The sequence below is a fragment of the Micrococcus sp. EYE_212 genome, from assembly GCF_023147585.1.
In the GTDB taxonomy this organism is placed as follows: domain Bacteria; phylum Actinomycetota; class Actinomycetes; order Actinomycetales; family Micrococcaceae; genus Micrococcus.
Genome location: NZ_JAHXOZ010000001.1, coordinates 310,292 through 332,881 on the forward strand (window position 1 = coordinate 310,292; position 22,590 = coordinate 332,881).

A 22,590-nucleotide genomic window follows, 5' to 3' on the forward strand; every position below is an offset into this window, starting at 1 on the left:
AGGCGTGTCAGGCCTCGAGGATCACCGGCACGATCATGGGGCGGCGGCGCAGGCGGCGGTTGACCCACGTGCCCATGGTGCGGCGCACGACCTGCTGCAGCTGCTGCGTGGTGTGCTCCTTCTGGCCCTGCACGGCCTCCTCGATGGCGCGGGCGATCTTCGGCTTGATCTCCTCGAAGACCTTCTCGTCCTCGGCCACGCCGCGGGCGTGCACGTCCGGGCCGGACACGATCGCGCCGCTCTGGCGGTTGACGACGGTGACGATGGAGATGAAGCCCTCCTCGCCCAGCACACGGCGGTCCTTGAGGTCGAGGTCGGAGATCTCGCCCACGGAGGATCCGTCCACGTAGACGTAGCCGCAGTCGACCTCGCCGACGATCTGCACGCGGCCGTCGCTCATGTCCACCACGGTGCCGTTGGCGGCCAGGATGACGTTCTCCTTCGGCACGCCCGTCTTCTCGGCGATGCGGCCGTTGGCGATGAGGTGGCGCGTCTCGCCGTGCACGGGCATGACGTACTCGGGCTCCACGATGTTGTAGCAGTAGAGCAGCTCGCCCTCGGAGGCGTGGCCGGAGACGTGGACCTTGGCCATGCCCTTGTGGACCACCTGCGCGCCGAGCTTCATGAGCCCGTTGATCACGCGGAACACGGAGTTCTCGTTGCCCGGGATGAGCGAGGAGGCGAGGACCACGAGGTCCCCCTCCTGCAGCTGCACCTGGTGGTCGCCGTTGGCCATGCGGGACAGGGCGGCCATGGGCTCGCCCTGGGAGCCGGTGACCATGAGGACGACCTCGTCGTCCCGGTACTTGTCGATCTTGCGGATGTCCACGAGGATCCCGTTGGGCACGTTGAGGTAGCCCAGCTTCTGCGCGATCGTCATGTTCCGGATCATCGAGCGACCGCCGAAGGCGACCTTGCGCTTGTGCTTCGCGGCGGCGTCGAGCACCTGCTGGACGCGGTGTACGTGCGAGGAGAACGAGGCGACGACGATGCGGCGCTCGGCCGTGGCGAAGTAGCGCTCCAGCGTGGGGCCGATCTCCTTCTCCGTGGTGGTGAACCCGGGGACCTCGGCGTTCGTGGAGTCGGTCATGAACAGATCCACGCCCTCCTCGCCGAGACGGGCGAAGGAGCGCAGGTCCGTGATGCGGCCGTCGAGCGGCAGCTGGTCCATCTTGAAGTCGCCGGTGTGCAGGATGCTGCCTGCGTCCGTGTGGATGGCGACGGCGAGGGCGTCCGGGATGGAGTGGTTCACGGCCACGAACTCGCACTCGAAGGGGCCGTACTCCTCGATGTCCCCCTCCGTCACCGGGACGAGGACCGGCTTGATGCGGTGCTCCTCGAGCTTGGCCTCGATGAGGGCCAGCGTCAGCCTGGAGCCGATCAGCGGGATGTCCTTGCGCAGGCGCAGGAGGTAGGGCACGGCGCCGATGTGGTCCTCATGACCGTGGGTCAGCACGATGCCGACGACGTCGTCGAGGCGGTTCCGGATGTAGTCGAAGTCGGGGAGGATCAGGTCCACGCCCGGCTGGGTCTCCTCGGGGAAGAGCACGCCGCAGTCGACGATCAGGATCTTGCCGTCGATCTCGAAGGTGACCATGTTGCGGCCGACCTCCTCGAGGCCGCCGAGCTGCACGATGCGGCAGGTGTCACGGGCGAGCTTGGGCGGGGTGGACAGGCGGTTGCCTGGAGTCATGTGAGGGAGTCCTTGTCAGAAGGTGATGCCGGCCTCGGCGAGGTCGGCGCGGATGAGGGAGAGCTCGTCGGCGGTCGCCGGGACGAGGGGCAGCCGCACGGCTGCGGAGGGAATGTGGCCCTGGGCGGCGAGCACGGCCTTCGCGGCCACGGCCCCCTGGACGTGAGTCATGATGCCGCGCTGGACGGGGTCCAGGGCGAAGTGGTGCTCGCGGGCGGCGGTCAGGTCTCCGGCCGCCACCGCGTCCACGAGGGCGCGGTACAGGGCGGGGGCCACGTGCGCGGCCACGGAGACGACGCCGACGGCGCCGAGCGCCATGAGCGGCAGGGTCGCGCCGTCGTCGCCGGAGTAGAGGTCCAGGTCCGAGTGCGCGAGGACCGTGGTGGTGGACTGCAGGTCGCCCTTGGCGTCCTTGAGCGCCCGGATGTTCGGGTGCGCCGCGAGCGCGATGAGCGTCTCGGGCTGGATCGGCATCACGGAGCGGCCCGGGATGTCGTAGAGCATGATCGGCAGGTCGACGCCGTCCGCGATGGTCTCGAAGTGTGCGCGGATGCCCGCCTGGTTGGGCTTGTTGTAGTACGGGGTGACCAGCAGCAGGCCGTCCACGCCGGTCTTCGCGGCGAGGCGGGACAGGTGCAGGCTGTGCGCGGTGTCGTTGGTGCCGGTGCCGGCGATGACCGCGGCGCGGTCCCCCACGGCCTCGACCACGGCCCGGAACATGTCCAGGTTCTCCGCGTCGGTGAGCGTGGAGGTCTCCCCCGTCGTGCCGGTGACCACGAGGCCGTCGGCGCCCTGGTCGACGAGGTGGGCGGCGAGCGACTGCGCGGCCGCGAGGTCCACGGCACCGTCCTTGGTCATGGGCGTCACCATGGCCGGGACCACCGTGCCGAAGAGCTTCTCGGTGGGGGCGGTGGTGTGACGGGCGGCGTTCATGCTCTCCAGCCTACCTGCGAGAATGCCTGCGTCCGGGACCCGGGCGCCCACCCCGCCCTCCGAGGAGCCTTGATGACGCACCCCGCCCCGCCCGCACGGCTGGCCGGAGTGGACGCCGCCCGTGGCGTCGCCCTGCTGGGGATGGTCGCCGTGCACGTCACCGCCCCCCTCGACGCCGACGGGGAGCCGAGCCTGGCCCACCTCCTCTTCGGGGGGCTGGCCTCGGTCCTCTTCGTCACACTCGCCGGGGTGGGCCTCGCCCTCATGACGGGCGGGGCGGCCGGAGCGGACCCGGCCCGTCTGCCCCTGCTGCGCCGCAGGATCGCCCGCCGCGCCGGCCTGCTCTTCGCGCTCGGGCTGGCGTGCGCGTGGCTGGGGACGCCCGTGGCCGTGATCCTGTGCCACGACGGACTCCTCTTCCTCCTCGCCCTGCCGTTCCTGGGGCTGCGGGCCCGCGCGCTCGCACTGCCGGCGGGGGTCGGGCTGCTCGGCGGCCCCGTGCTGGTCTTCGCGCTCAGCGCGGCGGGGCAGGCCCTGCTGGGGCACGAGGAGTTCCTCATGGACGCCCGCCTGTGGGTCACCCCCGCCCCGGAGCATCTCCTCACCCCGGGGCTGCTGCTCACCGACCTGCTGCTGACCGGCTACTACCCCGTCCTCTCGTGGATCGGCTTCCTGCTGCTCGGCCTGTGGCTGGGGCGCCTGGAGCTGGAGCGTCCGCGCGTGGCCGCGGCCCTGCTCGCCGGTGGCGCCGTGGCCGGGGCGGCCGCGAGCGCGGCCGGTTCGTGGCAGCACCACGACCCCGCACAGCTCCAGCGGATCGCCGCCGGCACGGGCGTGTCCCTCGCCGAGCTGCCGACGGCCCTGGCCACGGGGGACCACCGCCTCGCATGGCTCGTGCCCGATCCGCTGTGGCTCGCGGTGGTGGCCCCGCACGCGGGATCCGTGCTCGAGGCGGTGCGCGCGGCGGGCTGGGCGGCGGCGGTCCTGGGGCTGTGCCTGCTGGCCGCGCGGGCGAGCGGCCTCCGCCCCGCGCTCGCCCCGCTCGCCGGGGCCGGGCGGGTGACGCTCAGCCTCTACGTGGGGCACCTCGTGCTCATCGCCGCGCTGGGCACGGCGGGGCTGCCGTCCGAGGGCGGGGCCGTCGTCGCCGCGTTCTGGGCCCTGTGCCTGGGCGCGGGCTTCGCGGCGCTGCGCACGGGTCGGCGGGGCCCGCTCGAGGCGGGCGTCGCGGAGCTCTCCCGCGCGGGCGAGTGAGGCCCGCGGCGGCGGGGGCTCAGCCCTCGGCGTGCAGGCGGACGGCGTCGCGCGCCGCGGCACGGGCCCGGCGGCGGTCCCCCGCGGCGTCGTAGGCGAGGGACAGCCGGTAGCGGGCACGCCAGTCCCGCGGCGCAGCCTCGACCTCGGCCCGGCAGGTCTCGAACTGGGCGTCGGCCGCGGCGCGGTCGATCCGGCCTCCGGGCGAGCGCGGCAGGTCGTCGGCGGGCAGCTCGCCGTCGGCCGCCAGGATGCCGGCGAGCCGCTCCGTCTGGAGACCGAAGCGCAGCTCGCGTGCCAGCAGGAGCAGGCCCAGGACGACCACGACGATCACGGCGACGCCGATGGCCTTCGCCACGAACTGGGGCGCAGACATGAAGGCGACGGCGAAGTACACCGCGATCGCGGAGAAGAAGAGCAGGAGCGCGCTCGTGAAGCCCACCCACACCTTGGACGCGAGGGTCGAGCGGGTGGTCTCAGCCAAGGTCGAGGTATCCGTCCAGTCCGTAGGTGAGACCGGGGCGGGAGGCCACGGTCCGGAGGCCCAGCACGACGCCCGGCATGTAGGCGCCGCGGTCGAAGGCATCGTGGCGCACCACGAGCTGCTCCCCCGGCCCGCCCAGGAGGACCTCCTGATGGGCCTCGAGGCCGCGCAGGCGCACGGCGTGCACGTGCACCCCGTTCACGACGGCGCCCCGTGCTCCGTCGGGGTCACGCTCCGTCGCGTCGGGTGAGGGGCCGACGCCCGCCGCGGCCCGTGCGTCGCCGATCAGCTCGGCGGTGCGCACCGCCGTGCCGGAGGGGGCGTCCAGCTTGGCGGGGTGGTGCAGCTCGATGAGCTCGACCGACTCGAACCACCGCGCCGCCTTGGCGGCGAACGCGGAGGCGAGCACCGACCCCACGGAGAAGTTGGGGGCGATCAGCACGCCGACCCCGGGGTGCTCGGCCAGCCGGGCCTCGAGAGCCACGCGGCGCTCGGGGCCCCACCCCGAGGTCCCGACGACGGCGTGGAGCCCGTTCTCCACCGCGAAGGCGACGTTGTCCGGCGAGGCGTCCGGGACGGTGAGGTCCAGGACGTGGGTGGCGCCGGCGTCGACGACGGCCGTCAGCGGGTCCCGCGAGCCGAGCTCGGCGGCGAGCTCGAGGCCCTCGGCGGCACGGACGGCCTCAACGGCCCGGCGGCCCATCTTGCCGTTCGCGCCCAGGACGGCGACGCGCGGGGCGGCCTCGGGGGCAGCGTGAGGGGTGTCAGTCATGGGATCCAGCCTAGTGGTCTCGCCTCAGGCGGGAGCGACGACGACGCGTCCCCGCTCCCCCGCCGCCAGACGCGCGGCGACGGCGCGGACCTGGCCGACGTCGACGGCGCGCACTCGCTCGAGCGAGGCGGCGAGGTCGACGAACTCGCCCGTGACCAGCTCGGCGCGGCCGAGGCGCGACATGCGGGCGCCGGTGGACTCCATGCCCAGCACGGTGCCGCCGCAGAGCTGACCGTGGGCGCGGTCGAGCTCCTCGGCCGTGATGTCCTCGGAGGCCATGCGGTCGAGCTCGGCCTCCATGAGGGCGGAGACCTCGTCCACCCGGTCCGGCTGGCAGCCCGCATAGAGGCCGTAGTAGCCGGCGTCGGAGTAGCCCGCCGAGAAGGAGTACGTGGAGTAGGCGAGGCCGCGCCGCTCACGGATCTCCTGGAACAGCCGCGAGGACATGCCGCCGCCGAGCACGGACTGCATGACTCCGAGGGCGAAGCGGTCCGGGTCCGTGGTGGAGAGGGAGCGGCCGCCGACGATCACATTGGCCTGCTCCACGGCCTTCTCCACGGTGTGCGTGCCGGTCAGCACGCGGGAGGCCGCGGCGCCCGCGGTGTCGACGCCGCGCCGCGGCGCCGGGGACGCACCCGGAGCCAGGTCCCAGCCGGAGCGGCGCAGGGCGTCGAGGACGAGGCCGCAGACGACGTCGTGGTCCAGGTGGCCCGCGGCGGTGACCACCAGCTCGTCCGGCCGGTACCAGTGCCGGTAGTGGGCGAGGACACGCTCGCGGCTGACGGCGAGGATGGTCTCCGGGGTGCCGCCGATGGGGCGGCCGAGCGGATGCCCGTCCAGCATGACCTCGGCGAGCTTCTCGTGGGCGACGTCGACGGGGTCGTCGGCGTCCATCGCGAGCTCCTCCAGGATGACGCCGCGCTCGGTCTCGAGCTCGTCCGGGTCGAGGACGGACGAGGTGAGCATGTCCGTGAGGACCTCGACGGCCATGGGGAGGTCCTCGTCGAGCACGCGCGCGTGGTAGACCGTCGACTCCTTCGCGGTGCCCGCGTTGGACTCGCCGCCCACGCGGTCGAAGGCCGCGGCGATGTCCATCGCCGAACGGGTGGCGGTGCCCTTGAAGAGCAGGTGCTCCAGGAAGTGGGTGGAGCCGTAGCCGTCGGTGGACTCGTCCCGCGAGCCGACCGCGACCCAGTAGCCGATGGTGACGGAGCGCTGGTCCGGCATGGACTCGGTGAGGACGCGCACGCCGCCGGGGAGGACGGACCGCCGGACGACGGACCCGTTGCCCTCGTCCGCGAGGACGCCGTTAAAGTCCAGGGGGATCTCACGCTGAATGCTCATGCTGGCCATTCTGTCCGATCGGCGGGGGCGGGGCGTCGCAGAACGGGGTGCGGCACCGGTCGTCGCGCAGGGTGACCCTGCGTCGCAGCACGGGAGGGAAGATCCGGGCCCGCGACTCCATGGCGAGCAGCTGACCGGACTCCGGTGCCGTGGAGAGGCGGCGCAGAAGGAGACAAGCGTCCTCCGACGTCGCGCCGTCCTCCCCCGCCCCGCGCGAGGCGAGGCGAGGCGAGGCCGAGCATAGCCCGGGCGACGCCGCCCGGGACGGGGCCGTGACCGGGGAGCCACGCCGGGTCACCGGCACCGGCACTGGCACTGGCACCGCAGGCGTGGCCGAGGAGCGACCGGTGGAGTGCGCGTGGGGATGGTCGCCCGTGCCCACGATGGTGGCCGCGTCCCGGGTGAGGCCGGCGAACGCCGCGACGGCCTGCTCGAGGGGCAGCAGCGCACTCAGGTGGGCCATGCCCGCGCCCGCGGCAGCCGGCGCCGGGCGCACGCTCACCCGCCGCTGCGCAGGGGACCGCTCCCGACGCTCCACCGCGCCGGCCTGATCCAGCCGCAGTGCGTGAGCACGGGCCTCGCCTCCGAGGCGACGGATCCCCGTCTCACCGAGCCTGTCCGCCATGAGCTCGTCCACCCGGCGGCGCTGCGCCGGCTCGAGCCAGATGCTCTCCCGCGCCTTGACCGTCGCGTGCTCCTCCGAGATCAGGCCGCGGGTGAGGGCCGTCAGCGTGTGCGGCATCTCGTGGACGAGAGCACGGTCCATGCCCACGTGCCGACCGCCGCGGTGGGGAGACTCCCGCCGGGCGAGCGCGACCTCCGAGCCCAGCCCACGGCAGCGGTCCCGCCGGGCGATGCCCCGCTCCCCCTCGGCTGCGGAGCGCAGCGAGTGGAGACGGGCCGTTTGCGTCGCCTGGGCAGCGGAGGCGGAGGCCTTGAGCTCCTCGAGCGCGCGAACGGCCTCGAGGCAGGCGGACTCGTCCTCAGGAAGGTCGGCGGCGGCCAGCTCCCGGACGACGTCGACGACGTGGTTGGCGCCCAGGGGCCGGCGGCCCAGATCCGCTGTGCGAGTGAGGCCCGGGGAGGATGGCCGATCCGGGCACAGCGGCTGATCCAGATGAGGGACGCGCGCCGGATCTTCACAGGGCTCGCCCAGGGCGGGGGCCTCCGCCCCGCTCCGCGCCCGCGCCCCGCGCGTCACCGTCCGCTCATCCATGACCCCCACGCCACGAAGGGTCCCGGACGGGTTGAGCGAGCCGCCCAGAATTGTGGAGGAGCGGTCGGGACGGTGCCCGCCCCCCTGCGCATGCCGCCTCACGCGGCCTAGTCTGACGTCATGAGCGCGTCCGTCCCCTCCCGATCGAGCCGGTCCAGCCGCTCCCCCGGCCCCGCCCGCACCGTGCTGCTCGTCGCGGTCGGCGCCCTGCTGATCTACGTCACGCAGGCCCTGGTGCCCACTCTCCTCGACGGCAGCGGGTTCACCTGGAGCGCTCTCCTCCCCGGCCTGGATCCGATCGTGGTGCTCGGTCCGCTCGCATGGGCGGCCGTCACGGGGCTCCTGCTCCTCACGTGCCGCACCGGCCCGGCCCGGCTCGTCCTCGGCGGCCTCGCGGCCTATGTCGCGGGATTCGCCGCCGGCGCGATGATCCTCGACTCCGGGACGCACGCCGGAGGCTGGGACCTCGGGTGGGAGATCGTGTTCTTCGTGATGATGAGGCTGGGCGCATGGGTGCCCGCGCTGCTGGTCAGCATCGCCGTCGCGGCATTGTCCCGGCGCTGACCCGGCCCTGCCCCGGCCTTGCCCCCCCGTACGACGACGACGCCGCACCCTCCAGCGGAGGGCGCGGCGTCGTCGTGCGTCAGGCGGAGGCGATGGGCCTCAGCCCCGGATCACCGGGATCAGGCCTCGGTCTGCGAGGACTCGATGGCGTCCTCGGTCTCCGAGTCCGCGGCGTCGTCGGCCACGACCGGGGAGAGAGAGAGCTTGCCGCGGTCGTCGATCTTGGTGATCTCGACCTGGACCTTCTGGCCCACGCCGAGGACGTCCTCGACGTCGTCCACGCGGTTGCCGCCGTTCATCTTCCGGAGCTCGGAGATGTGCAGCAGGCCGTCCTTGCCCGGGGTGAGCGAGACGAAGGCGCCGAAGGTGGTCAACTTCACCACGGTGCCGAGGTAGCGCTCGCCGATCTCGGGGACCTGCGGGTTGGCGATCGCGTTCACGGCCGAGCGGGCGGCCTCGGCCGAGGGGCCGTCGGTCGCGCCGATGAGCACGGTGCCGTCGTCCTCGATCGAGATGTCCGCGCCCGTGTCGTCCTGGATCTGGTTGATCATGGCGCCCTTGGGGCCGATGACCGCACCGATCTTGTCCACGGGGATCTTCACGGCGATGATGCGCGGCGCGGTGGGCGCCAGCTCGTCCGGGGTGTCGATCGCCGCGTTGAGCACGGAGAGGATGTGCAGACGGGCCTCGCGGGCCTGGGTCAGCGCGGCGGCCAGCACGGAGGCCGGGATGCCGTCGAGCTTGGTGTCCAGCTGGATCGCGGTGACGAACTCCGAGGTGCCTGCCACCTTGAAGTCCATGTCGCCGAACGCGTCCTCGGCGCCCAGGATGTCGGTCAGGGCCGCGTACTGGGTCTGGCCGTTCACCTCGGCGGAGACCAGGCCCATCGCGATGCCGGCCACGGGAGCGCGCAGCGGCACGCCCGCGTTCAGCAGGGACAGGGTGGAGGCGCACACGGAGCCCATCGACGTGGAGCCGTTGGAGCCGAGGGCCTCGGAGACCTGGCGGATCGCGTAGGGGAACTCCTCGCGCTCCGGCAGCACCGGCACGAGCGCACGCTCGGCGAGCGCGCCGTGGCCGATCTCGCGGCGCTTGGGCGAGCCCACGCGGCCGGTCTCGCCGGTGGAGTACGGCGGGAAGTTGTAGTGGTGCATGTAGCGCTTGGACGTCTCCGGCGCCAGCGAGTCGATCTGCTGCTCCATCTTGAGCATGTTGAGCGTGGTGACGCCCATGATCTGGGTCTCGCCGCGCTCGAAGATCGCGGAGCCGTGCACGCGGGGCAGGACCTCGACCTCGGCGGTGAGCTTGCGGATGTCCGTGAGGCCGCGGCCGTCGATGCGGACCTGCTCCTTGAGGATGCGCTGGCGCACGACCTGCTTGGTCACGGAGCCGTAGGCCTTGGCGATCTCGCCGCGGCGGTCGGCGAACTTCTCGCCCTCGCCGGCCAGCTTCTCGATGACCTCGCGCTGGTAGTCGTCCGAGGCGGACTCGCGCTCCTGCTTGTCCCCGATCGAGAAGATCTCGGTGAGGCGCTTCGAGGCGAGCTTCTCGACGGCGGCGTACGCGTCGTCCTCGTAGTCCTTGAAGACCGGCACCTCGACGGGCGCCTTGCCGGCGCGGGCGGCCAGGTCGGCCTGGGCCTCGCACAGCGCGCGGATGAACGGCTTGGCGGCCTCGAGGCCCTCGGCCACGACCTCCTCGGTGGGCGCGGAGGCGCCGGAATCCTTGATGAGGGTCCAGGAGTCGGGGGTGGCCTCGGCCTCGACCATCATGATCGCGACGTCGTCGCCCGAGACGCGGCCGGCGACGGCCATGTTGAACACGGCGTCCTTGAGCTGCGAGTGCTTCGGGAAGGCGACCCACTGGCGCTTGCCGGAGCCGTCGTCCATCAGCGCGACGCGGACGCCGCCGATGGGGCCGGAGAACGGCAGGCCGGAGAGCTGCGTGGACAGCGAGGCGGCGTTGATGGCCACCGTGTCGTAGATCTCGTCGGGCGCGATGGAGGTAACGGTCACGACGACCTGCACCTCGTTGCGGATGCCCTTGACGAACGCGGGGCGCAGCGGGCGGTCGATCAGGCGGCAGGTGAGGATGGCGTCCGTGGACGGACGGCCCTCGCGGCGGAAGAACGAGCCGGGGATGCGGCCGGCGGCGTACATGCGCTCCTCGACGTCCACCGTGAGGGGGAAGAAGTCGAAGCCCTCGCGCGGGGACTTGCCCACCGTGGTGGCGGACAGCATCGACGTCTCCTCGTCGATGTACACCATCGCGGCGCCGGCGGCCTGCTGGGCGAGGCGGCCGGTCTCGAACCGGACGGTGCGGGTGCCATAGGCACCGTTGTCGATGGCGGCTTCGGCGAACGTGATCTCAGGACCTTCCATGGGGTCCCTCCTTTCAGGACGACGAGCCCGCGTCGGTGCCATCGTCCTGGTCTTCGATCGAGGCCCTCGGCCTGCCCGCTGCGAGGCGGGCGTCCGGGAGCCACTGTCGAGGACCGCGAAGGATGGGTGCGGGTCCGTCTGGGTGGTTCTCTTGCTGGTGCGGACCGCCCGGTTGGCGGCGCACGGTTCCTACACTAAGGGCGGCACCGGTGTCCGCGGGAGGTCCCACGGGCCGATGCCGCCCTCAGCGGCGGGTCACTTGCGGAGGCCGAGGCGCTCGATCAGTGCGCGGTAGCGCTCGATGTCGACCTTCTGCAGGTAGCCGAGCATGCGACGACGGCGGCCCACGAGGCCCATGAGGCCACGGCGGGTGTGGTGGTCGTGCTTGTGCTCCTTGAGGTGCTCGGTCAGGTCCTTGATGCGGCGCGAGAGCACCGCGATCTGGACCTCCGGGGAGCCGGTGTCGCCCTCGTGAGTGGCGTACTCCTTGATGATCTGCTGCTTGACAGCGGGATCCAGGGCCATGTCAGGCCTCCTTCTCTTCGGTACCGCGAACGGGGAGCCGCGCGAGCCCGAGGGCACGGCGCGGGGCCTCTCCACCGCGGACTGCAGGGAGGCCGATGGTCGAGTCTACCGCAGGATCATCCCGACGGCGGAGGCGCCCGACGGCGCGCCGCCCCTACGGTGGTGCCGTGACCTCCGCTCCCCCGCCGCTCGGCCCGCTCGGCCCTCCCCTCCGCCCGCTCGACCTGCCCCTCATCGGCCACGAGTACCCCCAGCTGCTGCGGACCCCGCGCAGCCGGTGGTGGCAGCCGCTGCTCTCGCTGCTCCTCGTGCTCGGATCGCTGCTGGCCCTGATCGCGGCGCTGCTGCCGGCCATGTCGGCCGCGATCCTCTCCGAGGTCGGATGGGACGCGCTCCTCTCCTCCGACCCGGAGGACGTCGCCGCGGTGGAGGAGGCCGCCTTCTCGAACTCCGCGCCGCTGACGCTCCTGAACAACCTGCCGCTCATCGCGCTGATCGGCGTCGCCCTGCTCGCCGTGGCCGTCTGCCACCCCGTGGCCGCCCGGTTCGTCCACTCGGTCGAGGGCCGCGTGCGCTGGCACTGGCTGCTGCGCGCGCACCTCGTGCTGCTGCCGCTCTTCCTCGTCTACGTGCTCGGCACCTGGGCCCTCGACGGCACCCCCACCGCCCCGCGCTCCGCGGACTGGGCCTGGCTCCTGGCCATGACGTTCGTGCTGACCCCCCTCCAGGCCGCCGGCGAGGAATACCTGTTCCGCGGCTGGCTGCTCCTGGCCATCGGCTCGTGGTTCCGCCGCCCCGTGCCGGCCGTGGTGCTCACCGCGCTCGTCTCGGCCGGGACGTTCGCCCTGGCCCACGGCTCCCTCGACCCGTGGATCCTGCTGGACCTGGCCGTGTTCGCGGTCGCCGCGGTGGTCCTGACCTGGCGCACGGGCGGGCTCGAGGCGGCCGTGGCCCTGCACGTGGTGAACAACGTCGTCATCCTCGCCGCCGGCACCCTCGCGGGGACCGTGGACGAGAGCTACGTGGACGCGGAGGCCACGGGCTCACCCCTGGCGACCCTGGTGTCCGTCGTCGTGATCTCGCTCGCGACCGCCCTGCTGCTGTGGCAGGCGAAGCGGGCGGGCGTCGCCCGCGCCGTGCCGGTCAGCGTCGGCGCGCGCCCCTGATCAGCGGCGCCGAGGGGCCGTGGCCCGCCACGCCACCGTGACGTAGGGCAGCGCGATCACGGCGGCCGGCGCGTGGCCGAGGTGCTCGAGGAGGTACCAGTCCAGGTTCGCCGCCATCCTGGCCCGGGTGGCCTCGGAGGCGCGCAGCCAGGACGCACGCGATGCCATGAGCCCGTGCAGCTGCGGCACGGGCTGCTCCACGGTCCACGTCCACCGCGCGTGCTCCTCCGCTCCGAACGGGGCCGCGAACCGGCGCTGCTCCGGCTTGGCGGCGTGGACGTCGCCGGCGCGCATGATCCGGGTGAGCCGGTGCACCCACGGCACGGAGGTGTCCAGCTGGTTCCACACCGCCGCGAGCCGCCCGCCCGGGCGCAGCACCCGCGCGGCCTCGGCGCTCGCAACGGGCACGTCCGTCCAGTGCCATGCCTGGGCCGCCACCACGACGTCGGCGCTCGCCTCCGGCAGGCCGGTCGCCTCGGCCGTGCCGGGCAGGGCGCGGACGCGGTCGGGCAGGGCGGGGTCGAGTGCGGCGACGTCGCGCTCGAGCACGGCCCGCATGGCCTCCGACGGCTCCGTGGCCACGACGCCGCGGACCCGTGAGGTCGGTCGCGCCGCCAGCTGCCGCGTGAACAGGCCCGTTCCGGCGCCGAGCTCCACGACGTCGAGACCGCGCCCCGCGGCGCTCGGCTCCGACGCGGCCGGATCCGTGAGCACCCAGTCCACGCACGCCTCCGGATAGGAGGGCCGGACGGCGTCGTAGTGCTCCCCCGCCGCCGCTCCGCCGAGGCCGAAGGGGTTGGGTGCGTCCGTGCGCGGCCGCGCGGGGCGGCCGGGCAGGCTCGGGACGGGCCGGCCGGGCAGGCTCGGATCGGGCTGCTCGGGGACGCTCACGGCGGCGTTCAGGACGGGCGCGGCGCCGCGCCGAGGATGGCGCGCGCCCGGTCGACGTCGTCGCGCATCTGGGCAACAAGCTTCTCGACGCCCTCGTAGGCGACCATGCCGCGCAGCCGCTCGACGAACTCGACGTCGACGTGCTGACCGTAGAGGTCGAAGTCCTCGACGCGCTCCTCGGGGCGGTCGATCACGTGGGCCTCGACCACGCGCGAGACGCCCTCGAAGGTGGGGTTGGAGCCGATCGAGATCGCGGCGGGGTGGGCCGCGCCGTCGGCGTCGTGCAGCCAGCCCGCGTACACGCCGTCGGCCGGGACCATGCCGGCCACGTCCGCCGCGAGGTTGGCCGTGGGGAAGCCGAGCTCGCGGCCGCGGGCGAAGCCGTGGACGACCTCGCCGGCGAGCACGTGGTTCCGGCCCAGCACGGCGGCCGCCTGGGCGACGTCGCCCGCGGCGAGGGCCTCGCGGATCCACGTGGAGGAGCAGCGGCGCTCGGGCGTCGCGCCCTCGAGGGCCGGGAACTCGTCCACCGCCTCCACCTCGAAGCCGTGCCGCTCCCCCAGGGCCACCATCGCGGTGAAGTCGCCGGCGTTGTCCTGGCCGAAGCGCACGTCGTGGCCCACGACGACGGCGCACGCGCGGAGCCCGTCCACGAACATGCCCCGCACGAACTCCTCGGGGCCCTGCCGGGCGAACTCGAGGCTGTAGCGCTGCAGCAGGACGGCATCGATCCCGGCCTCCTCGAGGAGGAGCAGCCGCTGCTCGGTGCTCACGATGTCCTCGTGCGGGACCTCGGGGCGGTGCACGGCGCGCGGGTGCGGCGTGAAGGTCACGGCCACGGCGAGGGCGTCCTGCTCGCGGGCCAGCTCGACGACGCGGCGCAGCACCTGCCGGTGGCCGCGGTGCACGCCGTCGAAGTTGCCGAGCGTGACCACGGTCCGCCGCAGGTCCGCGGGGACCTCCGCGAGGCTCTTCCAGATCAGCATTCAGCGCACCCCGGCCCCGTCGGCGCGGGAGGGCCGGTGCGCGAGCAGCCAGGCCAGGCCCACGATCGGCAGCACGAGCGGGACGTAGCCGTAGCCCGCGCCGAAGCGCGACCACACGGTCTCGTCCGCGAACAGCTGGGGGTCCAGGAGGGTCAGCAGACCCACCCCCACGACGCCCACGAGCTCCACGCCCACGGCCGCCACCGCGACGCGCCACGCCCGCGCACCCGTGCGGGCGAGCGAGAGGGTGGCCACGATGTACACGAGGGCCGCGAACGCCGAGAGCAGGTACGCCAGCGGCGCCACGCTGAACTGGGTCAGCAGCTGGAAGAGGCTGCGCGCGAAGGCCGAGAGCGCGAACACGGCGTAGACCATCACGATGATCCGGCCGAACCCCTGGTTGCGGGGGGCGCGGGTGCTGCGGGCGGGCGTCGTCTCCATGGGTCCTCTCACCACTGTCCGAACCAGATGACTTGCATGCGGTGCAGCATGACCACGATGGTCGGCCCGACGACGGCCAGCACGAGGTTGGACCAGCGCGTCTTGTCCGAGGCCGCCCAGCCCACCGCGACCACCGGCACGATGAGCGCCGTGAGCACGTAGCCCCAGAACTCCCAGCCGGGCCCGTTCAGCGGCTGCCCGCCGAGCTGGCGGAACGCCGCGGCCCCCGCGTACACGAGCAGGAAGAGCTCGACCGCGGCCACGGAGAGGATCGAGGAGTCGGCGGGGTGGCGTCGCACGGCCGTCATCACCACGCAGGTCAGGAAGGACAGGACGCCGATCACGGTGCCCGCCCAGAACCATCCGTCGAGGATCACGCGTCGCCCCCCGCCGGTTCGAAGACCAGGTGGGGCCGGGCCACGTCACGGCCCGCGCGGCGGCCGTCCTGCAGAAGCGCGACGACGGCGCCGCCGGGGGCCCGTCCGGCCACGAGGGCGGCCTCGCCGCCGGAGGAGGGCGGAGTCGGCGCGCCGGGCGTGCCGGAGAGCTCGCCCGAGGGGTCGATCGCCCGCCCGAAGGAGAGCTCCCGCGCCTCGTGCTCCGTGAGCTCGCGCACCGGGAAGAGGACGGCGGCGGCCGCGGAGAGCTCCGTCATGGAGAACCGCTCGGCGAGCTGGTCGAGGGTCACGGCGTCGGCCACGTGGAACGGGCCCACGTGCGTGCGGCGCAGCGCCGTGAGGTGGCCGCCCGTGTCGAGGGCCTCCCCCAGGTCGCGCGCCAACGCGCGGATGTAGGTGCCCGAGGAGCAGCGCACGGTGACGTCCAGGTCCACGAGCCGGCCGCCGTCGAGCCGGCGTTGGTCCGTGACCTCGAAGGAGTGCACGGTGACCTCGCGGGAGGCCAGCTCCACGTCCTCGCCCGCGCGCACGCGGTCGTAGGAGCGCTTCCCGGCCACCTTGATCGCCGAGACCGACGACGGGACCTGCTGGATGCGGCCCGTGAGGGCGGCGACGTGCTCCGCCACGCGGTCGGGGGTGACGGCGTTCGCCAGGCGGGTGGCCACGACCTCGCCCTCGGCGTCGTCCGTGACGGTCGACTGCCCGAGGCGGATGGTCGCCGTGTACGTCTTGTCCGTGCCCGTGATGGCGGTGAGCAGCCGGGTGGCCTTGTTCAGGCCCACCACCAGCAGGCCCGTCGCCATGGGGTCGAGCGTGCCGGCGTGGCCCACCTTGCGGGTGCCGGCGAGCCGACGGACCCGCCCGACGACGTCGTGCGAGGTCCAGCCCTGCGGCTTGTCCACGAGGACGACCCCCGACGCCGCCGTTCCCGGGGCGTCGGGGGTCTGTCCCGCAGGGGTGTGTCCTGCGGCGGTGCGCGCGTTCACGTCGGCGTCGCCTCAGGCCCGCTGCTCGTCGTCGTCGGCGTCGTCCTCGGCGGTGCGGTACGGGTCCGCGTCGCCGGCGTACTGCGCGCCCTCGCGGGCCTTCGCCAGCTCGGCGTCCCGCTCCTTGGCGGCGCGGAGGACGTCCTCCAGGTGCGCGGCCGCCTCCGGGACGGTGTCCGCGACGAACTCGAGCGTCGGCACCAGGCGGATGGTGAGGCCACGTCCCACCTCGCGGCGCAGCACGCCGCGGTTCTCCTGGATGGCCGCGTGGGCGGCGTCGACGGCCGCGTCGTCGCCGAGCACGGTGTAGTAGACGGTGGCGTGCTGGAGGTCGTTGGTCACGCGAACCTCCGTCACGGTGACGGGCTCGACGCGGTCGTCCTTCACGGCGCGGCGCAGCGCCTCCGCCACGAGGACCTTGATGCGCTGGGCCAGTCGGCCAGCACGGGCCGGATCGGCCATGGCTGCACTTCCTTCCGGGTCAGCCGGCCGCGGTCGCGGCCGGCACGGTGGGGCGCCGGGGTCCCTCACGGGCCCCGACGCCCCCTCGATCACGCGCGGGGCTTCTCCTGCATCTCGAAGGTCTCGATCACGTCGTCCTCCTTGATGTCGTTGAAGCTGCCCAGGCCGATGCCGCACTCGTAGCCCTCGCGGACCTCGGTGGCGTCGTCCTTGAAGCGGCGCAGCGACTCGATCTTGAGGTTGTCCGCCACCACCATGCCGTCGCGCACGAGGCGCGCCGAGGCGTTGCGGCGGATGAGGCCCGAGCGCACGAGCGTGCCCGCGATGCTGCCCCACTTGGAGGAGCGGAAGACCTCGCGCACCTCGGCGGTGCCGAGCTGCACCTCCTCGTACTCCGGCTTGAGCATGCCCTTGAGGGCGTTCTCGATGTCGTCGATCGCGTCGTAGATGACGGAGTAGAACCGCATGTCCACGCCCTCGCGGTCGGCCAGGTCGGCCACCCGCTCGGCAGGACGGACGTTGAAGCCGATGATGATGGCGTTGTCCACCGTCGCCAGGTTCACGTCGTTCTGCGTGATCGCGCCCACGCCGCGGTGGATGACGCGCAGCTGCACGTCGTCGCCCACCTCGACCTTGAGGAGCGAGTCCTCGAGCGCCTCCACCGGACCGGCGGCGTCGCCCTTGATGATGAGGTTGAGGGTGTCGATCTTGCCCTCGGCCACGGCCTGGTCGAAGTCCTCGAGCGTGATGCGCTTGCGGCGCTTGGCCAGCTGGGCGTTGCGCTCGGCGGCCTCGCGCTTCTCCGCGATCTGACGAGCGGTGCGCTCGTCCTCGGTGACCAGGAAGGTGTCGCCGGCACGGGGCACGGACGACAGGCCCAGGACCTGGACCGGACGCGACGGGGTCGCCTCCGAGACGGTGTCGCCGTTCTCGTCGAACATCGCGCGGACGCGGCCGTGGGCGGAGCCCACCACCACGGTGTCGCCGACCCGCAGCGTGCCGGTCTGCACCAGCACGGTGACGACGGCGCCGCGGCCCCTGTCGAGGTTCGCCTCGATGGCCACGCCGCGCGCGTCCTTGGTGGGATTCGCCGTGAGCTCGAGGGCGGCGTCCGCGGTGAGCAGGACCGCCTCGAGCAGCTTGTCGATGTTCTCGTTGTTGCGCGCGGAGACGTCGACGAACATGGTGTCGCCGCCGTACTCCTCGGGCACCAGGCCGTACTCGGTGAGCTGGCCGCGGATCTTCTCCGGCGACGCGCCCTCCTTGTCGATCTTGTTGACCGCGACCACGATCGGCACGTCGGCCGCCTGGGCGTGGTTGAGCGCCTCGACGGTCTGCGGCATGACGCCGTCGTCGGCGGCGACTACGAGCACGGCGATGTCGGTGACCTTCGCACCGCGGGCACGCATGGCCGTGAAGGCCTCGTGACCGGGGGTGTCGATGAAGGTCAGGCGTCGCTCCTCGCCCTCGTGCTCCACCGGCACCTGGTACGCGCCGATGTGCTGGGTGATGCCGCCGGCCTCGCCCTCGGTGACGTTCGCCGAGCGGATCGAGTCCAGGAGGCGGGTCTTGCCGTGGTCCACGTGGCCCATGACGGTGACGACCGCGGGGCGGGGCGCCAGGTCGGCGTCGTCCTCGTTGGCCTCCTCGGCGTCGAGGTCGATGTCGAACGCCTCGAGCAGCTCCTTGTCCTCGTCCTCCGGGGAGACGATGTGGACGCGGTAGCCCAGCTCCTCGCCGAGCAGCTGGAAGGTCTCCTCGTCCAGGGACTGGTTGGCCGAGGCCATCTCGCCCAGGGTGAAGAGCACCTTCACGAGGTCCGCGGTGTCCGCGCGGATCTTGTCGGCGAAGTCCGCGAGCGAGGCGCCGCGGCGCAGGCGCAGGATCGTGGTGCCGTCGCCCTTGGGGACCTTGACGCCGCCGATCTCGCGGGTGTGCTGCTGTTCGAACTCCTGACGCTTCGCGCGCTTGGACTTGCGCCCCTTGCGCGCTCCGCCGCCGCGGCCGAACGCACCCTGAGCGTTGCCACGGCCGCCGCGGCCGCCGGGACCACCCGGACGGGCCGGACCGCCGCCGGGCGCGCCCGCGCCCGGACGGCCACGGCCGCCGCCGCGGCCCGGAGCGGGCGCAGGGGTGATCTGCTTGGGCATCATGCCCGGGTTCGGACGGGCGCCGCCCGCACCGGGGCGAGGGCCCGCGGCGCCGGCCGCGGGACGCGGACCGCCGGGACGGGGACCGGCCGCGCCCGCCGCCGGACGGGGGCCGCCCGGACGCGGCGCGCGGTCCTCACGGCCGGCGCGCATGCCCTGCGAGGGCGCGAACGGGTTGTTGCCCGGGCGCGGCGCACCGCCGCGCGCACCGGCACCGCCGGGACGGGCGCCCGGACGCGGGGCGCCGCCGCCGGGGGCGGCCTTCGAGGTGAACGGGTTGTTGCCGGGGCGCGGGGCGCCCGGCTTGGCACCGCCCGGCTTGGGAGCGGCCGCGCCCGGGGTGGGCGTCGAGGCCGCCGACGTCGGCGCGGAGGGCGTCGACGCGGCGGGGGCCTGCGGCGTGCCCTGTCGGGACTCCTGCGGGGCGGCCGGAGCCGGCGTCGGAGCCTGCTCGGGCGTCGGCGCGGGAGCCTGCGTCGGGGCGGGAGCCGGGGTCTCGGCGCGGGCGGGCGCCTGCGGCGCGGCGGCCGGCGTCGGCTCGGGCGCCGCCGGCGCAGCGGGGGCGGCGGCCTGACCCGGCTTGGGAGCCGCAGACCCGGGCTTGGGTGCGGCCGAGCCCGGCTTCGGGCCGCGCGGCGACGGGGTGGGCGCGCCCTGGGCGGACGTGCTCGGGGCACCCGCCGCGGGGGCGGAAGGGGCGGCGGCCTTCGCGGCGCCCGTGCCGCCGGCCTTGCCGGCGCCGGGGTAGGCGCCGCGCAGCTTCTTGACCACCGGGGGCTCGATGGTGGAGGAGGCGGAGCTGACGAACTCGCCGAGATCCTTGAGGGTGCTCAAGGCCTCCTTGGAGGTGATGCCGAGCTCTTTGGCGAGCTCATGGACGCGGACCTTTGCCACGGTTCTCCTGTTCTGGCCTCACGGGCCTTCAGGGGAGCCGGGGGGCTTCCGATTCAGCGCGGCGCGAGACCGTTGACGTTTGTCCAGGCCGCACGGGACACCTCGAGGGTGCGCGCGCCGCGGCCTGCCTGATAGCAGGGGGTGAAGTTCATCGTTGGGCACTCATGCTTCAGTGCTCATCGGGTACGCATCAGATCTCTGACCCGCCTTCATCTGTCGTGTCTGCAGCCGGTGCGGCGTTCCGCGTCCGCGCGGCGCTCGGGGATCCCTCGCCGGGACCGCCCGCCTCGCGTGTGAGCCCGTCGGCGTCCACGGCGGCCCTGAAGGCCCGGTGGAACGCCCGACGGCGCACGGCGAGGAGGAGGCAGTCCGGCCCGGGGTGCACCCAGGCACCGCGTCCGGGACGTCGACGACTCCGGTCCCAGACGACGGTGGGGGGTTCCGTCGCGGGGTCCAGTGCCACGCGCACCAGCTCTTCCTGGTCCGCCCTCGCCCGGCATCCGATGCAGGTCCGCACGACCGTCTGGGACGTCATGCGGTCTCCTCACACGGTGTCGGAACGAGAATGGACCTCATCCATCCTAGCGCGTCCCGGCCGGGATCTCCTCCCGGGCCCGGGCATCAGTGCCCGGGCGCCTGCGCCGCGGCGCCGTCGCCGACGATGTCGATGCGCCAGCCGGTGAGCTTCGCGGCGAGGCGGGCGTTCTGGCCCTCCTTGCCGATCGCGAGGGAGAGCTGGTGCTGCGGCACCACCACGCGCGCGGAGTGCTGGTCGGCGTCCACGATCTCCACGGAGACCGTCTGGGCCGGGGAGAGGGCGTGGGCGATCATCGCGGCCGGGTCGTCCGAGTGCTCCACGATGTCGATCTTCTCGTCGCCGAGCTCGGTCATGACGGCGCGCACGCGCGAGCCCATCTCCCCGATCGCGGCGCCCTTGGCGTTGATGCCCGCCCGGGTGGCCTTGACCGCCATCTTGGTGCGGTGGCCGGCCTCGCGGGCCAGGGCCGTGATCTCCACCGAGCCGTCGGCGATCTCGGGGACCTCGAGCTCGAAGAGGCGCCGCACGAGGTTCGGGTGCGAGCGGGAGACGGTCACGGACGGGCCCTTGCTGCCGCGGTTCGCGGAGACCACGTAGGTGCGCAGGCGGCGGCCATGGGGGTACTGCTCCCCCGGCACCTGCTCGGGCGGCGGGAGCACGGCCTCGAGGGTGCCCAAGTTCACCTGGATCATCTGGCGGTTGTTGCCCTGCTGGACGACGCCGGAGACGAGCTCTCCCTCCTTCTCCTTGAACTCGCCCAGCACCTTGTCGTCGTCCGCCTCGCGCAGGCGCTGCAGGATGACCTGGCGTGCGGTGGACGCCGCGACCCGGCCGAAGCCGTTGGGGGTGTCGTCGAACTCGCCGACGGCCGCGCCCTCCTCGTCCAGCTCCGTGGCCCAGATGGTCACGTGGCCGCTCGTGCGGTCCAGCTCCGCGCGGGCGCGCTTCAGGGCGCCCGGGGTCCGCTGGTACGCCATGAGCAGGGCCTGCTCGATGGTGGGGACGAGCCGGTCCAGCGGGATGTCCCGCTCGGCCACCAGCATGCGCAGCGCGCTCATGTCGATATCCACTTATGCCTCCGTGTGCTCTGCCGTGTGCTCGGCCCGGTCCGGGGACTCACCGGGCTCGCGGGCGGTGCCCCACTCTACCTGCACCACGGCCGGCCCCAGTCGCTCCATCCCCACCCGCTCGGCCGGCAGCTCCTTGGCGGGCATGCCCTTCTTGGCGCCGGGGCGGACCACGACGAGCTCGACGTCGTGCTCCCCGACGTCTGTGAGGCGCGCGGTGACCGGCTCGGCCCCGTCCACGGACACGCTCACGAGGCGGCCCACGTTGCGCTCGAAGTGGCGCGGCTGCGTGAGCGGGCGATCGACGCCGGCCGTGGTGACCTCGAGCATGTACTCGCCGGCGCCCACGCCCGGGACCTCGTCCCCGGCGGCGTCCAGCGCGGCGGAGACGCGGGCGCTCAGGGCGGCCACCTCGTCCAGGCTCAGGCCCTCGGGTCCGGCGGCGCGGTCCAGGACGACCTCCACGGTCGGGGTGGCGGCGGCGCCGGCCACGCGCACCTCCTCCACCACGACGCCGGCGTCGGCCACGGCGTCCTCGACCATCGCCGTCAGCGCAGCGCTCTCGGGACGGTCGGTGGTCTCCTGCGGGTCCATGCGGGGCTCCTGAGGGGTCGGGGGCGGGCAGGGCCAGCGTACCGCCGCGGCCGGCGCCTCACCCCACGAGCGGGGCCAGGGTGTCCACGCCCACCTTCACGATCAGCGCGGAGACGACCGCGAGGAAGACCACCCGGATGAACCCGGTCCCCCGCGCGATCGCCATGCGCGCGCCCACGTAGCCGCCCGCGAGGTTGGCCGCGCCGAGGAGGAGGCCCAGGCCGAGCACCGCGTGGCCCGCGGGCAGGAAGAACGCCAGGGCGCCGAGGTTGGTGGCCAGGTTGACCACCTTGGCCTGGGCCGAGGCCTGCAGGAAGTCGTGTCCGAGCAGCGCCACCAGTCCCAGGATGAGGAAGGTCCCCGTGCCGGGCCCGATCATCCCGTCGTAGAAGCCGACCGCCCCGCCGAGGGCCAGGGCCCGCGTCAGGTGGGCGGCCCCCGTGTGCTTGAGGGCGGCGACCCGGCCCAGCTGCGGTCGGGTCGCGGTGACGATCCACACCGTCACGAGCGCCGCGAGGATCACGGGCCGGATCACCCCCGTGGGGAGCAGCGTGGCCACGACCGCCCCGCCGAGGGAGGTCGCGAAGGCCAGCGCGGCCATGGGCAGCGCCGTGCGCAGGTCCGAGCCGAGCCGGCGCCGGTAGGTGATCGCCGACGTCGCGGTGCCGAACACGGAGCCCAGCTTGTTGGTGGCCAGGGCCTGCACGGGCGTGAGCCCCGGCACCAGCAGCATGACGGGCAGCTGCAGCAGCCCGCCCCCGCCGACGACGGCGTCCACCCAGCCGGCGGCGAAGCCCGCGGCCAGGAGCAGCACCACCAGGCCCGTCGTCAGCTCGACGGCGCCGAACATC

At 73.6% G+C, this 22,590-nt stretch carries 22 protein-coding genes; 3 read left to right on the forward strand and 19 right to left on the reverse strand.

Annotation, left to right across the window (positions count from 1 at the left end):
* Nucleotides 1-7 precede the first annotated feature (7 nt).
* Complete coding sequence (locus KZX60_RS01460) at nt 8-1,693, reverse strand: ribonuclease J (RefSeq protein WP_248115249.1); 1,686 nt, start codon at nt 1,691-1,693, stop codon at nt 8-10.
* A 15-nt stretch (nt 1,694-1,708) separates the two neighbouring features.
* Entirely contained in the window at nt 1,709-2,626 is a 918-nt protein-coding gene (gene dapA / locus KZX60_RS01465; protein WP_248115250.1) for a 4-hydroxy-tetrahydrodipicolinate synthase, read from the reverse strand.
* Nucleotides 2,627-2,698: 72 nt separating this feature from the next.
* Between dapA and KZX60_RS01470 the strand changes: the two genes are divergently transcribed.
* Nucleotides 2,699-3,880, forward strand: a complete 1,182-nt coding sequence (locus tag KZX60_RS01470) for a heparan-alpha-glucosaminide N-acetyltransferase domain-containing protein (RefSeq protein ID WP_248115251.1) — start codon at nt 2,699-2,701, stop codon at nt 3,878-3,880.
* A gap of 19 nt (nt 3,881-3,899) precedes the next feature.
* Here KZX60_RS01470 and KZX60_RS01475 read toward each other — a convergent pair whose 3' ends face one another.
* Genes KZX60_RS01475 through KZX60_RS01490 form a run of 4 tightly spaced genes read right to left on the reverse strand, consistent with a single transcriptional unit; the run spans nt 3,900 to nt 7,696 of the window.
* Nucleotides 3,900-4,364: a hypothetical protein gene (locus KZX60_RS01475; RefSeq protein WP_248115252.1), complete on the reverse strand. Its 465-nt coding sequence runs from the start codon at nt 4,362-4,364 to the stop codon at nt 3,900-3,902.
* Nucleotides 4,357-5,136, reverse strand: coding sequence for a 4-hydroxy-tetrahydrodipicolinate reductase (dapB, locus tag KZX60_RS01480; RefSeq protein ID WP_248115253.1), 780 nt, complete (start codon nt 5,134-5,136; stop codon nt 4,357-4,359). The genes KZX60_RS01475 and dapB overlap by 8 nt, the downstream gene beginning before the upstream one ends.
* A gap of 24 nt (nt 5,137-5,160) precedes the next feature.
* Entirely contained in the window at nt 5,161-6,480 is a 1,320-nt protein-coding gene (locus KZX60_RS01485; protein WP_248115254.1) for a pitrilysin family protein, read from the reverse strand.
* Nucleotides 6,464-7,696 carry a hypothetical protein gene (locus KZX60_RS01490; RefSeq protein ID WP_248115255.1) on the reverse strand — a complete coding sequence of 411 codons (1,233 nt, stop codon included), beginning with the start codon at nt 7,694-7,696 and terminating at the stop codon, nt 6,464-6,466. The genes KZX60_RS01485 and KZX60_RS01490 overlap by 17 nt, the downstream gene beginning before the upstream one ends.
* 120 nt (nt 7,697-7,816) lie before the next feature.
* On the opposite strand from KZX60_RS01490, the gene KZX60_RS01495 reads away from it, so the two are divergent.
* A complete protein-coding gene (locus KZX60_RS01495) occupies nt 7,817-8,260 on the forward strand; it encodes a hypothetical protein (RefSeq protein WP_248115256.1) in 444 nt (147 codons plus the stop codon).
* 119 nt (nt 8,261-8,379) lie between these two features.
* On the opposite strand, the gene KZX60_RS01500 is transcribed toward KZX60_RS01495, so the two are convergent.
* Nucleotides 8,380-10,641: a polyribonucleotide nucleotidyltransferase gene (locus KZX60_RS01500; RefSeq protein WP_248115257.1), complete on the reverse strand. Its 2,262-nt coding sequence runs from the start codon at nt 10,639-10,641 to the stop codon at nt 8,380-8,382.
* 255 nt (nt 10,642-10,896) lie between these two features.
* Entirely contained in the window at nt 10,897-11,166 is a 270-nt protein-coding gene (rpsO, locus tag KZX60_RS01505; protein ID WP_002855292.1) for a 30S ribosomal protein S15, read from the reverse strand.
* Nucleotides 11,167-11,333: 167 nt separating this feature from the next.
* Here rpsO and KZX60_RS01510 point away from each other — a divergent pair, with 167 nt between their 5' ends.
* Nucleotides 11,334-12,332 (forward strand): CPBP family intramembrane glutamic endopeptidase, encoded by a 999-nt coding sequence (locus KZX60_RS01510; RefSeq protein WP_248115258.1) that lies wholly within the window; start codon nt 11,334-11,336, stop codon nt 12,330-12,332.
* On the opposite strand, the gene KZX60_RS01515 is transcribed toward KZX60_RS01510, so the two are convergent.
* From KZX60_RS01515 to KZX60_RS01565, 11 genes are all read right to left on the reverse strand, one after another.
* Complete coding sequence (locus KZX60_RS01515; RefSeq protein ID WP_248115259.1) at nt 12,333-13,223, reverse strand: class I SAM-dependent methyltransferase; 891 nt, start codon at nt 13,221-13,223, stop codon at nt 12,333-12,335.
* Nucleotides 13,224-13,231: 8 nt separating this feature from the next.
* Nucleotides 13,232-14,209, reverse strand: a complete 978-nt coding sequence (locus KZX60_RS01520) for a bifunctional riboflavin kinase/FAD synthetase (RefSeq protein ID WP_248115260.1) — start codon at nt 14,207-14,209, stop codon at nt 13,232-13,234.
* Entirely contained in the window at nt 14,210-14,650 is a 441-nt protein-coding gene (locus KZX60_RS01525) for a hypothetical protein (RefSeq protein WP_248115261.1), read from the reverse strand. It lies immediately after the preceding gene.
* An 8-nt stretch (nt 14,651-14,658) separates the two neighbouring features.
* Nucleotides 14,659-15,027 (reverse strand): hypothetical protein, encoded by a 369-nt coding sequence (locus tag KZX60_RS01530; RefSeq protein WP_248115262.1) that lies wholly within the window; start codon nt 15,025-15,027, stop codon nt 14,659-14,661.
* Nucleotides 15,024-15,950 (reverse strand): tRNA pseudouridine(55) synthase TruB, encoded by a 927-nt coding sequence (gene truB / locus KZX60_RS01535; protein WP_248115325.1) that lies wholly within the window; start codon nt 15,948-15,950, stop codon nt 15,024-15,026. Before truB ends, KZX60_RS01530 begins: the two co-directional genes overlap by 4 nt.
* A gap of 96 nt (nt 15,951-16,046) precedes the next feature.
* Nucleotides 16,047-16,496: a 30S ribosome-binding factor RbfA gene (rbfA, locus tag KZX60_RS01540; RefSeq protein WP_248115263.1), complete on the reverse strand. Its 450-nt coding sequence runs from the start codon at nt 16,494-16,496 to the stop codon at nt 16,047-16,049.
* A gap of 89 nt (nt 16,497-16,585) precedes the next feature.
* The gene (gene infB / locus KZX60_RS01545) at nt 16,586-19,540 is read right to left on the reverse strand and encodes a translation initiation factor IF-2 (RefSeq protein ID WP_248115264.1); all 2,955 of its coding nucleotides are present in this window, start codon (nt 19,538-19,540) and stop codon (nt 16,586-16,588) included.
* A gap of 190 nt (nt 19,541-19,730) precedes the next feature.
* The gene (locus KZX60_RS01550; RefSeq protein WP_248115265.1) at nt 19,731-20,075 is read right to left on the reverse strand and encodes a YlxR family protein; all 345 of its coding nucleotides are present in this window, start codon (nt 20,073-20,075) and stop codon (nt 19,731-19,733) included.
* An 86-nt stretch (nt 20,076-20,161) separates the two neighbouring features.
* Nucleotides 20,162-21,148: a transcription termination factor NusA gene (gene nusA / locus KZX60_RS01555; RefSeq protein ID WP_248115266.1), complete on the reverse strand. Its 987-nt coding sequence runs from the start codon at nt 21,146-21,148 to the stop codon at nt 20,162-20,164.
* The gene (locus tag KZX60_RS01560) at nt 21,149-21,739 is read right to left on the reverse strand and encodes a ribosome assembly cofactor RimP (protein WP_248115267.1); all 591 of its coding nucleotides are present in this window, start codon (nt 21,737-21,739) and stop codon (nt 21,149-21,151) included.
* A gap of 58 nt (nt 21,740-21,797) precedes the next feature.
* Entirely contained in the window at nt 21,798-22,589 is a 792-nt protein-coding gene (locus KZX60_RS01565) for a TSUP family transporter (protein ID WP_248115268.1), read from the reverse strand.
* Between the last annotated feature and the right edge of the window lies 1 nt (nt 22,590).